General features: G+C 36.1%; 20 protein-coding genes. 6 read left to right on the forward strand and 14 right to left on the reverse strand.

The window, feature by feature from the left end:
* Nucleotides 1–96: 96 nt before the first annotated feature.
* From ASU31_RS02455 to ASU31_RS02480, 6 genes are all read right to left on the reverse strand, one after another.
* Nucleotides 97–1,383 carry a hypothetical protein gene (locus ASU31_RS02455; RefSeq protein ID WP_245224454.1) on the reverse strand — a complete coding sequence of 429 codons (1,287 nt, stop codon included), beginning with the start codon at nucleotides 1,381–1,383 and terminating at the stop codon, nucleotides 97–99.
* Nucleotides 1,384–1,520: 137 nt separating this feature from the next.
* A complete protein-coding gene (locus ASU31_RS02460; RefSeq protein WP_057930787.1) occupies nucleotides 1,521–2,048 on the reverse strand; it encodes a hypothetical protein in 528 nt (175 codons plus the stop codon).
* Nucleotides 2,041–2,550, reverse strand: coding sequence for an RNA polymerase sigma factor (locus tag ASU31_RS02465; protein ID WP_051691810.1), 510 nt, complete (start codon nucleotides 2,548–2,550; stop codon nucleotides 2,041–2,043). Before ASU31_RS02465 ends, ASU31_RS02460 begins: the two co-directional genes overlap by 8 nt.
* Before the next feature lie 759 nt (nucleotides 2,551–3,309).
* The gene (locus tag ASU31_RS02470) at nucleotides 3,310–4,080 is read right to left on the reverse strand and encodes a hypothetical protein (RefSeq protein ID WP_057930788.1); all 771 of its coding nucleotides are present in this window, start codon (nucleotides 4,078–4,080) and stop codon (nucleotides 3,310–3,312) included.
* Between the two features lie 2 nt (nucleotides 4,081–4,082).
* Nucleotides 4,083–4,286, reverse strand: coding sequence for a hypothetical protein (locus ASU31_RS02475; protein ID WP_057930789.1), 204 nt, complete (start codon nucleotides 4,284–4,286; stop codon nucleotides 4,083–4,085).
* Nucleotides 4,287–4,851: 565 nt separating this feature from the next.
* Nucleotides 4,852–5,250: a hypothetical protein gene (locus ASU31_RS02480; RefSeq protein ID WP_157257906.1), complete on the reverse strand. Its 399-nt coding sequence runs from the start codon at nucleotides 5,248–5,250 to the stop codon at nucleotides 4,852–4,854.
* Between the two features lie 380 nt (nucleotides 5,251–5,630).
* Between ASU31_RS02480 and ASU31_RS02485 the strand changes: the two genes are divergently transcribed.
* From ASU31_RS02485 to ASU31_RS02505, 4 genes are all read left to right on the forward strand, one after another.
* Nucleotides 5,631–6,035, forward strand: coding sequence for a hypothetical protein (locus ASU31_RS02485; protein WP_057930791.1), 405 nt, complete (start codon nucleotides 5,631–5,633; stop codon nucleotides 6,033–6,035).
* On the forward strand, nucleotides 6,035–6,505 hold the full coding sequence (locus tag ASU31_RS02490) for a DUF4265 domain-containing protein (protein WP_057930792.1): 471 nt from the start codon (nucleotides 6,035–6,037) through the stop codon (nucleotides 6,503–6,505). The genes ASU31_RS02485 and ASU31_RS02490 overlap by 1 nt, the downstream gene beginning before the upstream one ends.
* 361 nt (nucleotides 6,506–6,866) lie before the next feature.
* Complete coding sequence (locus ASU31_RS02500) at nucleotides 6,867–7,091, forward strand: DUF2798 domain-containing protein (RefSeq protein ID WP_057930794.1); 225 nt, start codon at nucleotides 6,867–6,869, stop codon at nucleotides 7,089–7,091.
* A gap of 31 nt (nucleotides 7,092–7,122) precedes the next feature.
* On the forward strand, nucleotides 7,123–7,692 hold the full coding sequence (locus ASU31_RS02505; protein ID WP_057930795.1) for a Crp/Fnr family transcriptional regulator: 570 nt from the start codon (nucleotides 7,123–7,125) through the stop codon (nucleotides 7,690–7,692).
* Between the two features lie 24 nt (nucleotides 7,693–7,716).
* Here ASU31_RS02505 and ASU31_RS02510 read toward each other — a convergent pair whose 3' ends face one another.
* Nucleotides 7,717–8,073 (reverse strand): helix-turn-helix domain-containing protein, encoded by a 357-nt coding sequence (locus ASU31_RS02510; protein ID WP_057930796.1) that lies wholly within the window; start codon nucleotides 8,071–8,073, stop codon nucleotides 7,717–7,719.
* Between the two features lie 294 nt (nucleotides 8,074–8,367).
* On the opposite strand from ASU31_RS02510, the gene aspS reads away from it, so the two are divergent.
* A complete protein-coding gene (gene aspS / locus ASU31_RS02515) occupies nucleotides 8,368–10,113 on the forward strand; it encodes an aspartate--tRNA ligase (RefSeq protein ID WP_057930797.1) in 1,746 nt (581 codons plus the stop codon).
* Between the two features lie 182 nt (nucleotides 10,114–10,295).
* Here aspS and ASU31_RS02520 read toward each other — a convergent pair whose 3' ends face one another.
* The 7 genes from ASU31_RS02520 to ASU31_RS02550 all read right to left on the reverse strand — a co-directional run bounded on the left by ASU31_RS02520 (nucleotide 10,296) and on the right by ASU31_RS02550 (nucleotide 15,379).
* On the reverse strand, nucleotides 10,296–10,733 hold the full coding sequence (locus ASU31_RS02520; protein ID WP_057930798.1) for a hypothetical protein: 438 nt from the start codon (nucleotides 10,731–10,733) through the stop codon (nucleotides 10,296–10,298).
* Nucleotides 10,720–11,097 carry a phage holin family protein gene (locus ASU31_RS02525; protein WP_057930799.1) on the reverse strand — a complete coding sequence of 126 codons (378 nt, stop codon included), beginning with the start codon at nucleotides 11,095–11,097 and terminating at the stop codon, nucleotides 10,720–10,722. The genes ASU31_RS02520 and ASU31_RS02525 overlap by 14 nt, the downstream gene beginning before the upstream one ends.
* 54 nt (nucleotides 11,098–11,151) lie before the next feature.
* A complete protein-coding gene (locus ASU31_RS02530) occupies nucleotides 11,152–11,418 on the reverse strand; it encodes a YtxH domain-containing protein (protein WP_057930800.1) in 267 nt (88 codons plus the stop codon).
* A 73-nt stretch (nucleotides 11,419–11,491) separates the two neighbouring features.
* Complete coding sequence (locus ASU31_RS02535) at nucleotides 11,492–12,541, reverse strand: AI-2E family transporter (RefSeq protein WP_057930801.1); 1,050 nt, start codon at nucleotides 12,539–12,541, stop codon at nucleotides 11,492–11,494.
* 65 nt (nucleotides 12,542–12,606) lie between these two features.
* Nucleotides 12,607–14,025, reverse strand: a complete 1,419-nt coding sequence (locus ASU31_RS02540) for a sigma-54-dependent transcriptional regulator (RefSeq protein WP_057930802.1) — start codon at nucleotides 14,023–14,025, stop codon at nucleotides 12,607–12,609.
* Between the two features lie 151 nt (nucleotides 14,026–14,176).
* Nucleotides 14,177–14,956, reverse strand: a complete 780-nt coding sequence (locus tag ASU31_RS02545) for an enoyl-CoA hydratase/isomerase family protein (RefSeq protein WP_057930803.1) — start codon at nucleotides 14,954–14,956, stop codon at nucleotides 14,177–14,179.
* Nucleotides 14,957–14,959: 3 nt separating this feature from the next.
* Nucleotides 14,960–15,379, reverse strand: coding sequence for a cobalamin B12-binding domain-containing protein (locus ASU31_RS02550; RefSeq protein ID WP_057930804.1), 420 nt, complete (start codon nucleotides 15,377–15,379; stop codon nucleotides 14,960–14,962).
* 116 nt (nucleotides 15,380–15,495) lie between these two features.
* Here ASU31_RS02550 and ASU31_RS02555 point away from each other — a divergent pair, with 116 nt between their 5' ends.
* Entirely contained in the window at nucleotides 15,496–17,151 is a 1,656-nt protein-coding gene (locus tag ASU31_RS02555; RefSeq protein ID WP_057930805.1) for a glutamine--tRNA ligase/YqeY domain fusion protein, read from the forward strand.
* The last annotated feature ends 40 nt before the right edge of the window (nucleotides 17,152–17,191 follow it).

The following is a 17,191-nucleotide window of genomic DNA, read 5'->3' on the forward strand; positions in this document are numbered from 1 at the left end:
TAAACGGACACCACATATCCGATATCGAACAATAAAGACATAAAAAAATCCTACCAATTTGGCAGGACTTTATAGTTTGTTTGGTTTTGAAAAATTTTATTTAAAGGTAACTGAACCATATTCGGTTTTAATAGATACGTTAGCAGCACCACCACTACCAATTTTACCAGTATATTTTTTGGTTTCATCATCTTTGCTTACCAGGTTTGAGGTTACGTTAGCGCCATATTTAAAGCCCGCATACGAGGTAGAAACATTGAAGTTAGCGTTATAACGGTCTGCAAAACCTAATCCGATACTTACATATTCGCCACCGAAGGTGAAGTTTTTACAGGCCGGTGTAATTTCGCTCACATTTAAACGGTTATAATCCATGTTGATATTTGCATCACCATTAAGTGAGCCTAAAGTAACATTCGAATATTCTGCTTTAACCGCAATTTTACCTGCTGATGCAATGTTTAGATCTCCATAGGCCTGTTTAGCAACCGTATTGCCTTTAACCGTGTTGATGTTTACTTTGGCATATTCTGCATTTAAAAGCAGGTTGCCGCCAATAGTGCCAATGGTTAAACCCTTGCCGTATTGCACTTTAATATCAGCCGATTTTCTGATGGTATTGATGTTTACAGCAACATACTCGGCATCAAGTTGTAAAGTACCAACAGCCCCAATGGTTACCGGGCCATTATATTCATGTTTTACCACTGCTGCATTCAGGTCCTGGATATCGCATTTACCATATTGAACATTGATGTAGTTATTTACATTACTTAAATTGCCAGCAACCAGATTGCCATATTCTACCTTTAAAGAAGTTGGACCTGAAAAATTACCCAATTCTACATTGCCATATTCTTGTGAAACCGTTAATGGGTTTACTGCTGGCATATATACCACGTAATTTACTTTCACTTCCCTCCGCCAGGTGGTTACTCCATTTTTCACCCCACGGCCATAACGTCCGTTTCTATCACCCATGTTTGTTCTGAAAGTAACTACATCTCCGTTTTTAGTCGCATCAATACTTATCCCATCAATCAGTTTTTGCGCGTCATTATCCGAACTGCTGTAAGCTTTAATATCTACATCAACACGTACTTCTTTTTTATCCCAGGTTTTAATGGTGATCGATCCATATTGGTTGTTTAAATTAACCTTATCGTTATTATCTACATTAAAACTCTTGCTAAAAGATTTTGAACGTTCGGCATCGCTGGCCGTTTGCCTATGTTTTGAAGTGCTAACCATCGCCAGTGTTGAAGATTTCTCTACATTTCCGACAATTACATTCTCAGACGGGGTATTTACCGCAACTTCTTGTGCATTAATTTTTACGGCGATTAAAGCCATAAAGGCCAAAAATATTTTTATTGTTTTCATGTTGTTAATTGTTAAACATTTAATGGCTTAAAACCTGCCGGCTGGCAATAAGCAATTTAATGTGGTGAGCGTATCTACCAGTAATAAGTATCTGGAATCAAGTATCGAGACTGATCTGGCTACTGTTTCAACTTGGTTTAAATCTGGTTAACCCTTTTATAGTCGTCAACCTGGTTAATAATTAATAATTGTTGTTTTAATAACTGCAGCTGTATTTCTCGGTTTTTAACCATGGCCTTTACCACAAAAGTTTGGTTGGGCGAGGTTGGCAGCTCTGCTTTTAATCTTTCGTAATCTTCATCAAGCTTTTTAAGATCAGCAGTAAATTTTTTATACAATTCTGGATTCGCAGAAGCGAAAATGGCCAAACTATCTCTTTTTTCGGTAATTAAACCTGCGAAGTGGACTTCTTTTTTAGCATATGAAGCGCTAACGTCGGCTATTTCTAAATCTTTGTTTTGTAATTTTCCTACGTATAACCAGGCTAAACCGAAAACCACCACGATAGCTGCTGCTGCACTCATCCATAAATACAGCTTTGCCGGTTTTTTTTTCTTTTTGTTGTCTAATTCCTGTTCAATCTTTGCCCAAAGTCCTGCCGATGGCTCCATTACATCGAAAGCTTTACGGTTTTCCTTTACAAAGGTTTCTAATCTATTATTCATCTCTCATCCCTTTCTGTTCTAAAATACTTTTTAACTTCTTTTTCGCCCTCATGTACTGTGTGCGGCTTGTATTTTCACTTATTTTTAAAATGTGTGCAATTTCTTCATGGTCGTAACCTTCTAAAAGGTATAAACTCAACACTACTCTATAACCATCTGGCAATTCGGTAATGGCTGTTCTAATTTCATCAGCTTGCAACCGTACTTCACTGTCGTCAAAACTATCCTCATCAGGCACTTCCGATAGCTCATCGGTACTTACAAACTCCATCTTACGCTTACGTAAATAATTGATGGATTTATTAATCACGATCTGCTTTAACCAAAGCCCGAAAGTGGTTTCCTGCCTAAAATCTACAATTCTGGTAAAAGCATCCAAAAATGCTTCCTGTAAAACATCTTCTGCCTCTTCTTCGTAATTTAAAATGCGCAGCGCCACATTATACATGGCCTTTGCATACAGCTTGTACAATTCAAACTGTGCTGCGCGGCTGCCCTGCATGCATTTTTTTACGAGTTCTAGGTTCTTATCGATGTATACGGCTTCCAAAATTTCGAATATTCTGATTATAAGACATAAGGGATTTTAAAACGTTGCATCAAGGTAGAAAAAAGTTTAGAAATATGTTAATACAGTGTTAAGATTAGGAATCAAATATGCTGCTATGTTCAGGAGCGAAGCATAAAATGACTTCTTCATTCCGTTAAAAAATGTTTTTATATTGAATAGGAAACGAGTGGTTCTGTGCTCTTGGCAATTTCAGTCCCGCTTTCTGGTACGAGTTCCGATGCTAATTTAGTGCCGATTTATCGGTAAAGGATCGGAAGCTCTTCCCCACAATCGGGTTTATTTAACAAAGTTTGGTGCCCTGAAGCAAACCGCTGCTACAGCAACTATGAAATGCTACCCTTTCATTTCCAAAACCTAACAATAATTTACAATATTAGGAAATGACTGGTTCCATGCTCTTGGCAATTTCAGCCCTGCTTTTTGGTACGAGTTCCGATGAAGGATCGGAAGCTCTTCCCGACAATCAGGTTTATTTGACAAAGTTCAGTGCAGGAAATTCAAATATTTCATCCGCCAAATGGGTTGCTGATGGGATAACCTAATTATTGAATAACTAAAAATAAATTCTTTAGACGTATCAAATAATGTATTTAATCTGAAAAAGTAAAAGCCCCGAGCTACCAATTATATTATTTATTATCTTGATAAAGAATACCACTGTAGTTATTAAGGGCTATCACATAGCTAGCCTTATATTTCCTTTTTTTCTTTTTTTTTCTCGAATTGTTCAATTAGCTGCATTAATTTATCAGAATAATTAAGATGTGTTTCTTTAATTTCGTAAATTATGTCATTTCTGATTTTAACAGCAGGCTTAGATGGATCATCAGAATACAATGTAACAAAATGAGTTCTAATAAGCTTACTATTCTTTTCTGCATCTAATCTTTTCGAGTATGAGAATTTTACCCATTTTAAATTCTTATCGAAATAACGATAAATCGTATCTGAATACTCTGCATCCAGCTTAGGTGGCGTAAAGGTTTCAGTAATCTGATTCCTGTTTTTTTTTGTGGCAATAGGCCTATTTAATTCGAGATCGAAAAGATTAAGGTTGCCGGGATCAATCGCTCTTTCTACCAAAAAAGAATCAAGCGAAAATGTAGTGCATTCTTTAAGATTTTTAGATTCAAACTTTAGCCCTTGTTTTGATCCATTTTGTATAATGTAAAAGTTAGATGAAGTATCTTTAGGGACTAATTCACTTATTAAAGTGTCGTTTACCTTTCCACGCTTAATAAATTCATATTCAATTGAAGGATTTTCATATATCGTATAATCTTTAAAATAAATAACTTTAAAGCTATCAGTTTCTAAACCTACTGAATCATTGGAATAAGTGTCCTTAAAATGAGATATAAGCGTAATCGACCTCAATTTATCTTTGGCTTTATCCCCCCTTTTAAAGGCAAAAACAAAGTACAATAAAGTGACCAGAATTAGTATATTAATTATTTTCATTGTTAATATACTAATTCTGATAAATGCCAGGCTTGCGGTGCAACCTTGTCTTTTGAGTACACGCTCTCCATTACCCCGTTTCTCATATAAGTACGTTTATCTTTAAAAGACAATTTTATTCTTGCGGTCTTCTCATCACTTTTATCTTCTGCATAATTTAAAACTGGCTCCGCGGATTGGCCAGGTACGCTTCCTTCTGCTGCCATACTTAAATGATCCAGACCTGTGATATAGTCATCTCCAATGATGGCTTTTCTGATTTTAATTTTTTCAAAACTTTTAAATTTTAACGATCCGGAACGATAGGCGTACCAACTAACATAAACATTCCTAATGTCAGCCTCACTTTCACCTACAGACTGGGAAATTTTAGTATCATCTTCATCTCCCCAATTAATATCAATATCCTCAAAAATATTTTCTGTATTTTCTTCTACCCCCCATCCTCAGGATTTACAGGTTGATCTCCGGCTGTACATGTTCGGTACACAAACTGTTCATATGAACTAACTGCTATACCATCGATGTAAACTGTTGTTACTAAGTACCAATCAATGCACTGTGCTTGCGATGACAGTTTGATTATATCATTTGAGCTCAACGCCAGTTTTTCACCTGATTTCCCACTAATTGAATGTAAATTTTTAGAAGATTGATTTAAATCAATTGATGTTCTTCCGTTTTGATTATAAATTATTGTTTTATCTCCCTGAAAATATCTGTTATAAATATTAATTTCAGTGAAAGCAGATAGATATAGACCCTTAACCGTTAATTTGTATTTTCATTCATTTTCTTTACGGAAGCTATTTTATAGTCGTAGTTGTTTTCATCATTTACTATAATAACGGCAAATTCTGTGTGTTTGTCTGATGCTCTTCGAAGATTAGTCTGAACTATTGCTACAAGAAGAGATTTACCATCAATATCTTCAATTAATGCCTTTTCCCACTTTGGATTAAATTTTAATTTCACTGAATCTCCTGCAGATGAAATAAAAATAGATTTAATATTTTTTTGTTGGTTCAGATACCAGTTCATTGCTTTTTCAGCATGCGATAGGTTCGAAATTGAAGCATCTTTTTTTACAACTGTTAAGGATGAAAAAAATTGAGAATAGTAATGGCATGATTTTGCCATACCTAATCTAGGCTTTTTGTTTAAGATCATTTTATGAGCAGTTAATTTACTTGTAGTATAATACCTGCTAATATATAAAAAAAGGTCATTATTATTTGTCTTATAATAAGTAGTTAGATGACTTATTATATGTCTTTTAGGAAATTGAGTAAGGGCCAAACAAAGGAAAAATAGGTGACTAATTTTTAAATAATTCCTGTATTATAATCTTAATAAACTTATAATAATGAAAAATTGATAAATAAATTTGGGCTATTTTAGTTTTACGCTTCAATTAATGTCCCAATCTCTAAATGATAAATGTTTATTTCTTTCGCAAAAGATATCTTATATTAAAAAGAAAATTCTTTATTTTAAATTCTGAATAGCTGCTTATAGCTGGCTATTGCCAATATATTTTACTTCATGCCATGGAAACCGATTTAATCATTTCAGCAATAAACGAATTACACAAAAAAGCAGATCAGGCTTTAGAAAGTAAGGATATAACGGCCTATACTGCGATGTTTGATGACAGCATAACTTATACCCCTGCAGAAGGTATCGCGCTTAATAAACGCGATTATACACTCGATTTAAAAAAGTATTTTGGCCATATTAAGGAAATCCACACCAGCTATTATCGCATTAAATCCTCTTTTGAAAACGAAGTTTTTACTGAAAAAATAGCCCGGAAATCAGTCATTTTAAAACCTAATCTGCTTATTTTCTCTAAAAAACAAACCATCCAGACAGAAGAAATCTACCACTGGAAAAACATTAAAGGTGAGTGGAAAGTAATCGCTGTAGAAATCGTGCTGGAAGAGAAATACTAATGACTGAAGATAAACTGGTAAAAGTCCTCTTTGCTTTTCATAGTGATGCCTTGGAGGAATGGACAATAGAAACCATGTGGTGCGAAACTGTAGATCAGGAAAAAGGTCATTATAAGATTGAAAACATTCCTTTTTATGCACCCTTTGCCTACAACGACCTCGTATTTGCAGAATATGATGAAGATGAAGGTATGTTAACCTATCGCGAAACTGTTGCTTTTTCGGGCCACTCTACTATTCAGGTGGTATTAATGGACAAAGACGCAAGTTCTACTAATGAAATCATTACAATGCTTGAAGCTTTAGGGGCTGAAATTGAAAAATTTAGTAATGACTATTTCGTAATTGATATCTCGCCAAGTTTAAATTATAAAACCATAAATGATGAATTAAAGAATTTGACAGAAAAAGAGATTATTGATTACGCCGAAAGCTGCTTAGATGATAAGCATCAATTTCAAATAACATGATTTTAAAAAGAACAGCGTATTACATAATTTTAATGATGGCAATAATCGGCATCTTCTTATTCCCTTATGGAATACTTAATACAATGGTAAGCCTGAAATATGAAACAGACAAGGCTAGTGACTGTATTTCAATAATTTCAGGAGATAATCTTTGTGAGCGTATCAGAAATATGAAAGTTTACTTTATTATTTCTGTAATCCTTACGGCTATTCTCATAATTTTTAAAAGAAGAATGTTGATGCAAAAAATACCGTCTCCTAAATAATTAGCCTCCTCCTTTTTTGACCTACATCAAAGTTTAAGATTTTTAATGGCTGCACCTTTGCAACATTATAAATTATAAATTAAACAGATCAAAAAATGAAAAAAGAACATTTCAAATACATCAACACACTTTTCGTGGTTATTCCTATGACATTAATTATGGCGTTTGTGGGTTTAATGCGTAACTATGGTTTTGGCGAAGATTGGTTTATCAAATTTTTAAAAGCATGGAGTATTATGTTACCTGTAGCTTATTTTGCGGCCTTTATCATTATTCCAAATGCACGGAAACTTGCAGAAAAGATCACTTCTAAAGCCTAAACATTGTTACATTTGGTTAAGACTAAATTAAATGCACGAACAGCTTTCCAGTTATATCAGAGAAAAAATTACCATCAGCGATGAGGATCTGGAGCAGGTATTGTCTTATTTCAAGATGATGAAGGTAAAGAAAAACGAAATCATGATCAGTCCTGGCGAAACGAGTCAACGCATTTATTTTGTTGACAAAGGCTGCTTGCGAATTTTTTTTCTGACAGAAGGCGGTACTGAAGCTACAAGGCATTTTGCTTTCGAAAACCAGTTTGCCACGGCATTGGTCAGTTTTATTACTAACGAAACTTCAAAGGAGTTTGTGCAGGCCATAGAAGATACCAACCTGTATTACATTTCGCAAAACGATTTTTACCATCTGCTTAAAATCATCCCTCAATGGGAGAAACTTTACCACCATTACCTGGAGTACGCCTACGTAACCAATACCAATCGCTTAATGTCGTTTATCACGCTCGATGCCACAGAACGTTACAGGCAGCTGCTTGCCCAAAATCCAGGCGTGGTCATGCGCATGCCGAACAAAATGGTTGCCTCTTACTTAAATATCTCACAAGAAACTTTAAGCAGATTAAAATCAAAAGCCTAATTTAAATATGGTAAAGAATATCAATTATGCTGAATGTAGAAATACATCAGATGGGATGCTAAAATAGTTTTTAAGCTTTTGTGCCATTTTTAAAGTGATATCCCTCTTTCCTGATAATACTGCTGACACATGTCCTTTACTTCCTATAATTGGGTCTAAATCTTTGGCTTTTACGCCCATTTCCTTCATTTTATACTTAATAACGGCTAAAGCATCCAATTCTGGTAGTTGGTAATTTTTTTCATCAAAATCTTTTACCAAAACAAGTAATAATTCCAATTCATCTCTTTCAGGTGTGTTGGGTGCTGCATGAAAAATCTCCATCAATCTTATTGATGCCTTATTATAGTCAGCTTCGTTTTTTAATATTTTCCAATTCATCTCTATAGATTAATCTGAATTCATTAATAGTCGAAAATAATGTTTTTTTTGTACTGTTAGGCTAATGCGGTCGTCATGCTGAATTTATTTCAGCATCTTTCTTGCAATAAAGACCCTGAAATAAATTCAGGGTGACGGCATCTAAAGGATATCTCCCTTTTGCTAAACTTATACAAAGAGTTTTCAAATTGCATTTTTTTTGCCTGCTAAAAAACCTGCTTCAAAAACCTTTGGTTATAGCAGCAACTTTAAAACAAAATCGGTATTTTTGCCGCTCAATTTAGATTACAATATATGTTAAGAACAGTAACTTGTGGTGCATTAAACCTGAATAACTTAGGCGAAAGTGTTACGCTATGTGGTTGGGTACAAAAATCAAGAGATTTAGGCGGTATGACTTTTATAGACATCCGCGATCGTTATGGCATTACTCAGTTGGTTTTTAACATGGACGATAATCGTGAACTTTGCGAAGCAGCACGTTCATTAGGTCGCGAATTTGTAATTAAAGCAATTGGTACCGTTGTAGAAAGAAGCAACAAAAACCCAAAAATGCCAACTGGTGACGTGGAGATTAAAATTTCTGCATTAGAGATTTTAAATGCTGCAAAATTACCGCCATTCATGATCGATGACGAAACTGATGGTGGTGACGAGTTGCGTATGAAATACCGTTATTTAGATTTACGCCGTAACCCGGTTCGCAATAACCTGGTTTTGCGTCATAAAATGGCACAATCGGTTCGCCGTTATTTAGATGCTTTAGATTTTATCGAAGTAGAAACGCCTGTGTTGATTAAATCTACACCAGAGGGTGCAAGAGATTTCGTGGTGCCTAGCCGTATGAATGAAGGGGAGTTTTATGCTTTGCCTCAATCGCCGCAAACCTTCAAACAACTGCTAATGGTTTCGGGTTTCGACCGTTATTTTCAGATTGTAAAATGTTTTAGAGATGAAGATTTAAGAGCCGACCGTCAGCCTGAGTTTACCCAGATTGATTGTGAAATGTCTTTCATCGAACAAGAAGATATATTAAACACTTTTGAAGGTCTGATCCGTACTTTATTTAAAGAAGTACGCAATTACGACTTACCGGAAGTACCGCGTATGCAATATGCAGATGCGATGCGTTTATACGGTTCTGACAAACCTGATACCCGTTTTGCGATGCAATTTGTGGAGCTTAACCATTTGGTAAAAGGTAAGGGCTTCCCGGTTTTTGATAACGCAGAATTGGTAGTGGGTATCAATGCAAAAGGTGCAGCAAGTTATACACGTAAGCAGTTAGATGAATTAACCGATTTTATCAAACGCCCACAGATTGGTGCTACAGGTTTGATTTATGCCCGCCACAATGATGATGGAACCATTAAATCATCTGTAGATAAATTTTTTAACGAAGAAGATCTTAAACAGTGGAGCGAAGCTTTCGGTACAGAAAAAGGCGATTTGTTATTGATTTTAGCCGGTTCAACAGATAAAGTCCGCAAGCAATTAAATGAGCTTCGTTTAGAAATGGGTAACCGCTTAGGTTTACGCGATAAAAACACATTCTCTGCCCTATGGGTATTGGATTTCCCACTTTTAGAGTGGGATGAGGAAACAGAACGTTACCATGCCATGCACCACCCCTTCACTTCACCAAAACCTGAAGATATTGCCTTATTGGATACAGATCCTAAAAACGTACGTGCCAATGCTTACGATATGGTGATCAACGGAACTGAAGTTGGTGGCGGATCGATCCGTATCCACGACAGGTCTTTACAGGCTTTAATGTTTAAACATTTAGGTTTTAGTGCAGAAGAAGCACAAAAACAATTTGGTTTCTTAATGGATGCCTTTGAGTTTGGTGCGCCTCCACATGGCGGTATTGCCTTTGGTTTCGATCGTTTAACCTCAATTTTCGCAGGTTTAGATTCCATACGCGATGTGATTGCTTTCCCTAAAAACAACTCAGGCAGAGATGTAATGATCGATAGTCCAAGCACTATTGACGAGAAGCAATTGAAAGAATTGAAGATTAAAACGGATTTATAGGTTCATGAGTTCACTGGTCATTGTTTAATTGGGCTGGGAGCAGAAATAGCATAGTCATAACAAGGTTTACAACGGCTAAGTTTTTAATCAAGAAAGCCTCAGGATTTAGAATTCTGAGGCTTTTTAATGATATCATTTCGTGCTTTGCTCACGAATGAACAAATGGCTAATGAGCTATTGAACTAATATGTTTCACTATCAGGCGGAATGCCGTAGTCTATAAATTTCTTTTCTTTTTTCTCTTTCTTTTTCCCCAACCAACTCTTCACAGAATTAAAAATTGCAGATAAATGTTCCGCATCAAGCGATTTACCAATTTTTCCCGAAACCAGACCTACAGCCGCTTTGGTTAAAAAACCAGCACCTCTAAATATGGTTTTATTCATAAACATAGGCAAAAGCAAAGACATAGCGGTTCCACTAATATTTAATTTTTCGTCGGCTTTAAACAGGTTACTTGGTGTAGCGTATCTTTTTATCAATGCACCTAAGGTAAATTGGTGAAAGTAAGTCTTTGAATCAGATTTAAGCATATTCTGCTTAAGGGTGTATTCAACCTTAAGTTCTAATTTTCTAGCCTGGAGGTCTTCTAGGTTACGGATGTCTTTATACCTTCTCATCTTCCTCCTTATCTGCAAGTTTATCAAAGTATCTTCTAATGGCTACATTAATAATTGCCTTTTCGATATACTTATCTTTAGTTAAATAAACACCTAGTGCCAATATAATATAGAATAAGGAAACGCAGCCAAAGCCTCCGGCATAGCTACCTAAAAGATCAGACAGATAAAGCGCCAAAGTTACCGAGCCAAATAAAAAGGCCAATATAAAACAAACAATAACTACCGTACTGGTTACTAAATCGGCAAAAACTTTAGAGACTTTTTCTACCAGGTAAAGTCTCGTATACTCAACCCTGGCCTCTAAAAAACCCTTGGCATCGTCTACAAGATCTTCAATGCTTTTATCTTTATTTTCCTGCATAATTCAGATTGATATTTAACCGGGCAGTTGCCCGGCTATGCAATATTTTATTTATTACGCGTGCTCCACGTCGTCACTGTATTCTTCTTCTACGCTTCTTAATTTCGTTTTGATCGAGCTTACAACTTTATCCTTTAAGCTTGCAAGGTGGTTAATTTCATCAGCAGCTTTATCTTTGATAGAATCGCCCAAATCTTTTAGAGATTGGCTTAATTTATCGCGGGTTTCATCACCTTTATCCGGTGCGAACAAAATTCCTAGAGCCGCACCAGCAGCTAATCCTGCTAAAAGCGCAACTACAACTTTTGAGTTATCATTCATAATTAATGTATTTTAAGGGTTTAACAATTATGTACAATATAAAACTACTACATTATTTATTGTTAAGCTATATTTATAACTCCGTATGCTCGTTATTTGTTTTAATTCTTTCCAATCTTTCTGATGCAAGCGTACTGGTTTCGTAAATCTTAACGAGCAATATAAAATAAGATAACAGTAGCGGGCCAAAAACAAGGCCCAATATTCCAAATAAAGGGATACCAATAATTACGCCAATTACTGTAATTATGGGGTGAATATTGCCAACTTTTTTTGCAATGATAAACCTGAGCACATTATCGATATTGATGATGACTACAAAACCAAAAATAAGCATGGCCCAGCCAGCAAAATTATTCCCGTTTGCAATCTGCAAAATCGCAGCTGGAACAAATACAACCGGTGGCCCCAAAACGGGCACAAAAGAGATAAATGTTGTAATAACACCCCAAAATACAGGGTCTTTATAGCCCAAAACATAAAAAGAAAGACTCAAAAGCGAACCTTGAACGAGGCAGATCAGCCCTTGTCCCAATACATTCGCATAAGTTGTATTTCGCATTTCATCACCAAAACGAAGTGCATTCTGTTCTCTGAAAGGTGCATATTTAATCAACGAAAATTCGAATTTCCTTCGCTCTATTAACATAAAGTAGAGTAAAAAGTACATCACCAATAAACTTAATATAATATTTACTGCACTCGATATTAAGGATGGGAAAAGCTGAGTGGCCCAATTCCCCAAGCGGTTCAATCCTTCCTGAATAAGATCCTGATTGATTTTAACTGGAATAAGATGCTGTAATTTAACCAACAGGTTCCTGAAAAACACTTCATTGTTTTTCAATTCCGAAATTTTACTGATAACCATACTACTTAATGCATAAAAAGGCATTACAATGAGTATGATACTGATGGTGATAAGGAAAATAGCCGTTACTCTTTTATTCCATCCCTTATTTTCTGCCAAATGGATATAGGCCGGTCGCATTATCGTGTAAAGCACTAAAGTACTTAAAATAGCACTAAAAATACTTTGCAAGGAATACGCAATTAACACCCCAAGCGCAATAATAATGACCAGGTTAATGTTATTGCGTTGCTTATAAGAGAATACTGACATATTTAGATAATAAGGGTATTCTTTAAATGCTAAAATGGCTGATTTTGTTTTTCTAGATTTAAAATTTATACTCCATCATCAACCTCAATAAATTTGATTTTATTGTAAAGTGTTTTTCTGTCGATATTTAAGATTTTTGCCGCCTTGGTTTTGTTGAAATTAACCGCTTTTAGCACTTCTAAAATAGCAGTATATTCGGCTTCCTTAGCAGCATTCCGCAAATTAAGCGATTTATCATTATTTAATTTTAGCGGCAAAAGAAGCGCTTTTTTTTCGTGCTGCGCCTTAGGATAATCAGTCATTCGAAGCTCCAATGGTAAAACATGAGTTTCTACCCAATCACCATCGGTTAATAAGGCAATCCGCCTGATAACATTCTTCAGCTCGCGTACATTACCTGGCCAATTGTATGCTAATAAACATTTCATCACTTCATCAGAAAAGCCTTCGATCTTTTTATTCAATTCTTTGTTTACCGTGGCTAGAAAATGCTCAGCAAAAATAAGGATATCATTATCCCGGTGTTTCAATGATGGAACGTGTATAGAAAATTCATTAAAGCGGTGATATAAATCTTCCCTGAATATACCCTTTTGAATCCCCTCTACTAAATTTTCATTTGTGGCTACAATAAGCCGCACATCCAGATCAATCTCCTTTGTACTTCCAATCCGCTTTATTTTCCGCTCTTGAACTGCCCTGAGTAAAGTTGCCTGGATCTCATATGATAAATTACCGATCTCATCAAGAAATAATGTACCGCCATTAGCTTGCTCAAAGTGACCAATTTTAGTGAAGGCTGCTCCAGTAAATGCCCCTTTCTCGTGTCCAAAAAATTCACTGGCGGCTAAATCTTTTGTTAAAGAGCCACAATCCATGGCGATGAAAGGTTCTTTGCCACGCGAACTATTCAGGTGAATGGTTTTAGCAACACATTCTTTTCCTGTCCCACTTTCCCCAGTTAAAATGACCGTGTATCCTGTTTGTGCTATGAGTTGGATTTGTTTCAGTAAAAGCGCTGAAGCATTGCTCTCCCCATTTATATACTCCGGGCCATTTAGAAAATCGGAAATAACATTACTATCAGCGCGTTCAAAATTTTTAGGCGATTTTAAAACCTCTTGCGTTTCAAGGGCTTTATTTATGGTATTTAAAATTTCATCCGGGTAGAGCGGTTTCACAATATAATCGTAAGCCCCTAGTTTTATCAATTCCACGGCAAGCTTAATATCCGAATAACCTGTAATAATAATCACACTGGTGGCCGGATAGTTTTCCTTAATGTGGATTAAAATCTCCTTCCCATCTGTATCATCCAAACGATAATCGCATAATACCAAATCGAATTTCTCTTTTTCAAGAATTTGTAAAACCGTTCTACCAGTTGTTACATTCGAAACTTCAAATCCATTTTTAGTTAAAAATTTGCAGAGCAATAAACCGATGCTAATTTCATCGTCAACAATGAGTATCTTCTTTTTCATGAGTAGCGTTATTATTATAAAAACCCTTACGTTGTAGTAAGCACATTAGGGTTAATAATTACTTAACATAATTACTCAAAAAAAATTGCATTGAAAAATTTTTGCAACACTTTCGTTACGCCATGCATCAAATTAATACTACACACAAATGCTATTTTCCAGAAAAATTTGCTTTTCTCTTTTCAACGAATGCATTTACGCCTTCTTTAAAATCGGCCGTTTCGAAACATTTGCCAAATTCTTCAATTTCGGTAGCGTAGCCATTGTTGTTATTTACAGCTGCAATTACAGATTTTATTGCAGCCGAAACAGCCAGCGGTGCGCGTTTTTTAATAACATTAAGCATCTCTTCAGCCTTACTAATTAGATCGGGCTGTGGAACAACATAATTTACAAGACCTATTTTTTCTGCATCCGAAGCGGTAATCATATTTGCGGTCGTAATCATTTCTATTGCTCTACCTTTTCCAACCAATTGTGTAAGGCGCTGGGTACCGCCATAACCGGGAATTAAACCTAAAGTAACTTCAGGTAAACCTAATTTTGCATGATCTGATGCGATGCGTATATGGCAGGCCATAGCCAGCTCTAGTCCTCCGCCCAAAGCAAAGCCATTAATTGCTGCAATAAATGGCTTTGAAGAATTTTCAATGGCATTAAAAACCAGCTCATGACCACGTTTTGCTAAATCTTCTCCCTGTTTACCATTATAATCAGAAAACTCTTTAATGTCAGCTCCCGCAACAAAGGCCTTTTCACCTGCTCCGGTTAAAATAACGCCTCTTACTTCATCGTTTTTACCTGCGAAAGCAATAACATCTGCCAGTTCAGCCAAAGTATCTTTATTTAAAGCATTTAGTGCTTTTTCACGGTTAATGGTAATGTATAAAATGTTTTCTTTTATCTCTGAAATTAAATTCTGGTATGCCATAGCTTAAAAATTTCTGTTTTCTGTAACCCAATTCTGAATATATTCTACAATACTTGCCATTGTTGTACCTGGAGGAAATAGCTCTCCAACACCCATATCTGCAAGTTTTAACCGATCTGCTTCCGGAATAATCCCGCCACCGGTTAATAACACATCATCTAACTGTTTTTCTTTCATAAAATGAATAATCTTTGGAAAAACTGTCATGTGCGCGCCCGATAGGATAGAAATCCCAATGGCATCAACATCTTCCTGAAGCGCTGTGTTCACCACCATTTCTGGCGTTTGGCGCAGGCCGGTATAAATTACTTCCATGCCTGCATCCCGTAAGGAAGTTGCGATTACTTTGGCCCCTCTGTCATGGCCATCTAATCCAACTTTAGCTACTAAAACGCGAATAGGCCGATTTAATACTTTGCTCATAATGAATATTAAGTTCACGTAAATGTATTGATTTTGATTCTCAAATTAATCATTAACTAAAACAAGCAGAATTAGACTAATCTTTTTACATTTGCATTCCTAATTTACAGGTTTTTATGAGTGAAGAGAAGTCATTGAACTTTATTGAAGAAATTGTTGAGAACGACTTAAATAGTGGTAAGTATGAAACTTTGGTTACGCGTTTCCCGCCAGAACCTAATGGTTATTTACACATCGGCCACGCGAAAGCAATATGCTTAAATTTCGGACTAACACAAAAATACGGCGGCTATACCAACCTGCGTTTTGACGATACCAATCCGGTAACAGAAAAAACAGAATATGTAAACAGTCAGCAAGAAGATATCAGATGGTTAGGTTTTAACTGGAAAAATGAACTATATGCCTCAGATTATTTTGATGAGCTGTATGGTTTTGCCGTTAAACTGATCGAAAAAGGTTTGGCTTATGTTGACGAGAGTTCTGCAGATGAAATTGCAGCTTTAAAAGGCACGCCAACAGAACCAGGACAGGATAGCCCATACCGCAACCGCAGTATTGAAGAAAATTTAGACATTTTCACTAAAATGAAAAATGGCGAATTTGCCGATGGCGCTTATATTTTGAGAGCAAAAATCGACATGGCCAGTCCGAATATGTTAATGCGCGATCCGATTATCTATCGTATTAAACATGCTGAACATCACCGTACAGGCAACAAATGGTGCATTTACCCGATGTACGATTTTGCTCACGGACAAAGTGATAGTATCGAAAACATCACGCATTCTATCTGTACATTAGAATATGTTTCACACCGTGAATTGTATGATTGGTTTATCGAAAAATTAGAGATTTTTCCTTCGAAACAATATGAATTTGCCCGTTTAAACCTTACCAGCACGGTGATGAGTAAACGTAAGTTATTGCAACTGGTTAACGAAAACTTGGTAAATGGATGGGACGATCCGCGCATGCCTACAATTAGTGGTTTACGTAGGAGAGGTTTTACACCAAAGAGTGTACGCGAGTTTTGCGAACGTATTGGTATTGCCAAACGCGAAAATTTAATTGAGCTAAGTTTATTGGAATTTTGTATCCGCGAAGATTTAAATAAAACGGCAAACCGTGTAATGGCGGTTTTAGATCCGATTAAACTGGTGATTACAAATTACGAAAAAGGAACAGAAGATTTAATCGGCGAGAACAATCCGGAGGCTGAAGATGGTGGGGGCACGCGTGTAATCCCTTTCAGCAACGAACTTTGGATAGAACGTGAAGATTTTATGGAAGTACCGGCAAAAAAATGGTTCCGTTTGGCTCCAGGTGCAATGGTACGCTTAAAATTTGCCTACATTGTTAAATGTGAAGATTTTGTAAAAGATGAAAACGGAAACGTTACCGAAATTCATTGTACTTACATCCCAGAATCGAAAAGTGGAAATGATACCAGCGGCATTAATGTAAAAGGAACAATCCATTGGGTGAGTGCTGCACATGCCAAAACTGCCGAAATCCGTTTGTATGACCGTTTGTTTACTTCTGAAACACCAGATGCTGAAGAAGGAGATTTTAAAGATTACCTAAACCCTGAAAGCTTAACGGTTTTACCTAACGCTTACATCGAACCGGCATTGGCAGACGCAGATTTAGAAAGCCGTTATCAGTTTATCCGTAAAGGTTATTTCTGTTTAGATAGAGATTCTACTGCAGATAAATTGGTTTTTAACCGTACCGTTACATTAAAGGATACGTTTAAGAAGCCGAATTAATTAGCTTTTTAAACCACAGATAAACACGGATGAACACAGA

It is taken from the genome of Pedobacter ginsenosidimutans (assembly GCF_001442625.1).
GTDB lineage: Bacteria > Bacteroidota > Bacteroidia > Sphingobacteriales > Sphingobacteriaceae > Pedobacter > Pedobacter ginsenosidimutans.

What these genes read in the sequence shown, in the direction of transcription:
- ASU31_RS02455 (WP_245224454.1), bottom strand. Translation starts at nt 1,383, where the DNA reads ATGAAAACAATAAAAATATTTTTGGCCTTTATGGCTTTAATCGCCGTA.
- ASU31_RS02460 (WP_057930787.1), bottom strand. Translation starts at nt 2,048, where the DNA reads ATGAATAATAGATTAGAAACCTTTGTAAAGGAAAACCGTAAAGCTTTC.
- ASU31_RS02465 (WP_051691810.1), bottom strand. Translation starts at nt 2,550, where the DNA reads ATGCAGGGCAGCCGCGCAGCACAGTTTGAATTGTACAAGCTGTATGCA.
- ASU31_RS02470 (WP_057930788.1), bottom strand. Translation starts at nt 4,080, where the DNA reads ATGAAAATAATTAATATACTAATTCTGGTCACTTTATTGTACTTTGTT.
- ASU31_RS02475 (WP_057930789.1), bottom strand. Translation starts at nt 4,286, where the DNA reads ATGGCAGCAGAAGGAAGCGTACCTGGCCAATCCGCGGAGCCAGTTTTA.
- ASU31_RS02480 (WP_157257906.1), bottom strand. Translation starts at nt 5,250, where the DNA reads ATGATCTTAAACAAAAAGCCTAGATTAGGTATGGCAAAATCATGCCAT.
- ASU31_RS02485 (WP_057930791.1), top strand. Translation starts at nt 5,631, where the DNA reads ATGGAAACCGATTTAATCATTTCAGCAATAAACGAATTACACAAAAAA.
- ASU31_RS02490 (WP_057930792.1), top strand. Translation starts at nt 6,035, where the DNA reads ATGACTGAAGATAAACTGGTAAAAGTCCTCTTTGCTTTTCATAGTGAT.
- ASU31_RS02500 (WP_057930794.1), top strand. Translation starts at nt 6,867, where the DNA reads ATGAAAAAAGAACATTTCAAATACATCAACACACTTTTCGTGGTTATT.
- ASU31_RS02505 (WP_057930795.1), top strand. Translation starts at nt 7,123, where the DNA reads ATGCACGAACAGCTTTCCAGTTATATCAGAGAAAAAATTACCATCAGC.
- ASU31_RS02510 (WP_057930796.1), bottom strand. Translation starts at nt 8,073, where the DNA reads ATGAATTGGAAAATATTAAAAAACGAAGCTGACTATAATAAGGCATCA.
- aspS (WP_057930797.1), top strand. Translation starts at nt 8,368, where the DNA reads ATGTTAAGAACAGTAACTTGTGGTGCATTAAACCTGAATAACTTAGGC.
- ASU31_RS02520 (WP_057930798.1), bottom strand. Translation starts at nt 10,733, where the DNA reads ATGAGAAGGTATAAAGACATCCGTAACCTAGAAGACCTCCAGGCTAGA.
- ASU31_RS02525 (WP_057930799.1), bottom strand. Translation starts at nt 11,097, where the DNA reads ATGCAGGAAAATAAAGATAAAAGCATTGAAGATCTTGTAGACGATGCC.
- ASU31_RS02530 (WP_057930800.1), bottom strand. Translation starts at nt 11,418, where the DNA reads ATGAATGATAACTCAAAAGTTGTAGTTGCGCTTTTAGCAGGATTAGCT.
- ASU31_RS02535 (WP_057930801.1), bottom strand. Translation starts at nt 12,541, where the DNA reads ATGTCAGTATTCTCTTATAAGCAACGCAATAACATTAACCTGGTCATT.
- ASU31_RS02540 (WP_057930802.1), bottom strand. Translation starts at nt 14,025, where the DNA reads ATGAAAAAGAAGATACTCATTGTTGACGATGAAATTAGCATCGGTTTA.
- ASU31_RS02545 (WP_057930803.1), bottom strand. Translation starts at nt 14,956, where the DNA reads ATGGCATACCAGAATTTAATTTCAGAGATAAAAGAAAACATTTTATAC.
- ASU31_RS02550 (WP_057930804.1), bottom strand. Translation starts at nt 15,379, where the DNA reads ATGAGCAAAGTATTAAATCGGCCTATTCGCGTTTTAGTAGCTAAAGTT.
- ASU31_RS02555 (WP_057930805.1), top strand. Translation starts at nt 15,496, where the DNA reads ATGAGTGAAGAGAAGTCATTGAACTTTATTGAAGAAATTGTTGAGAAC.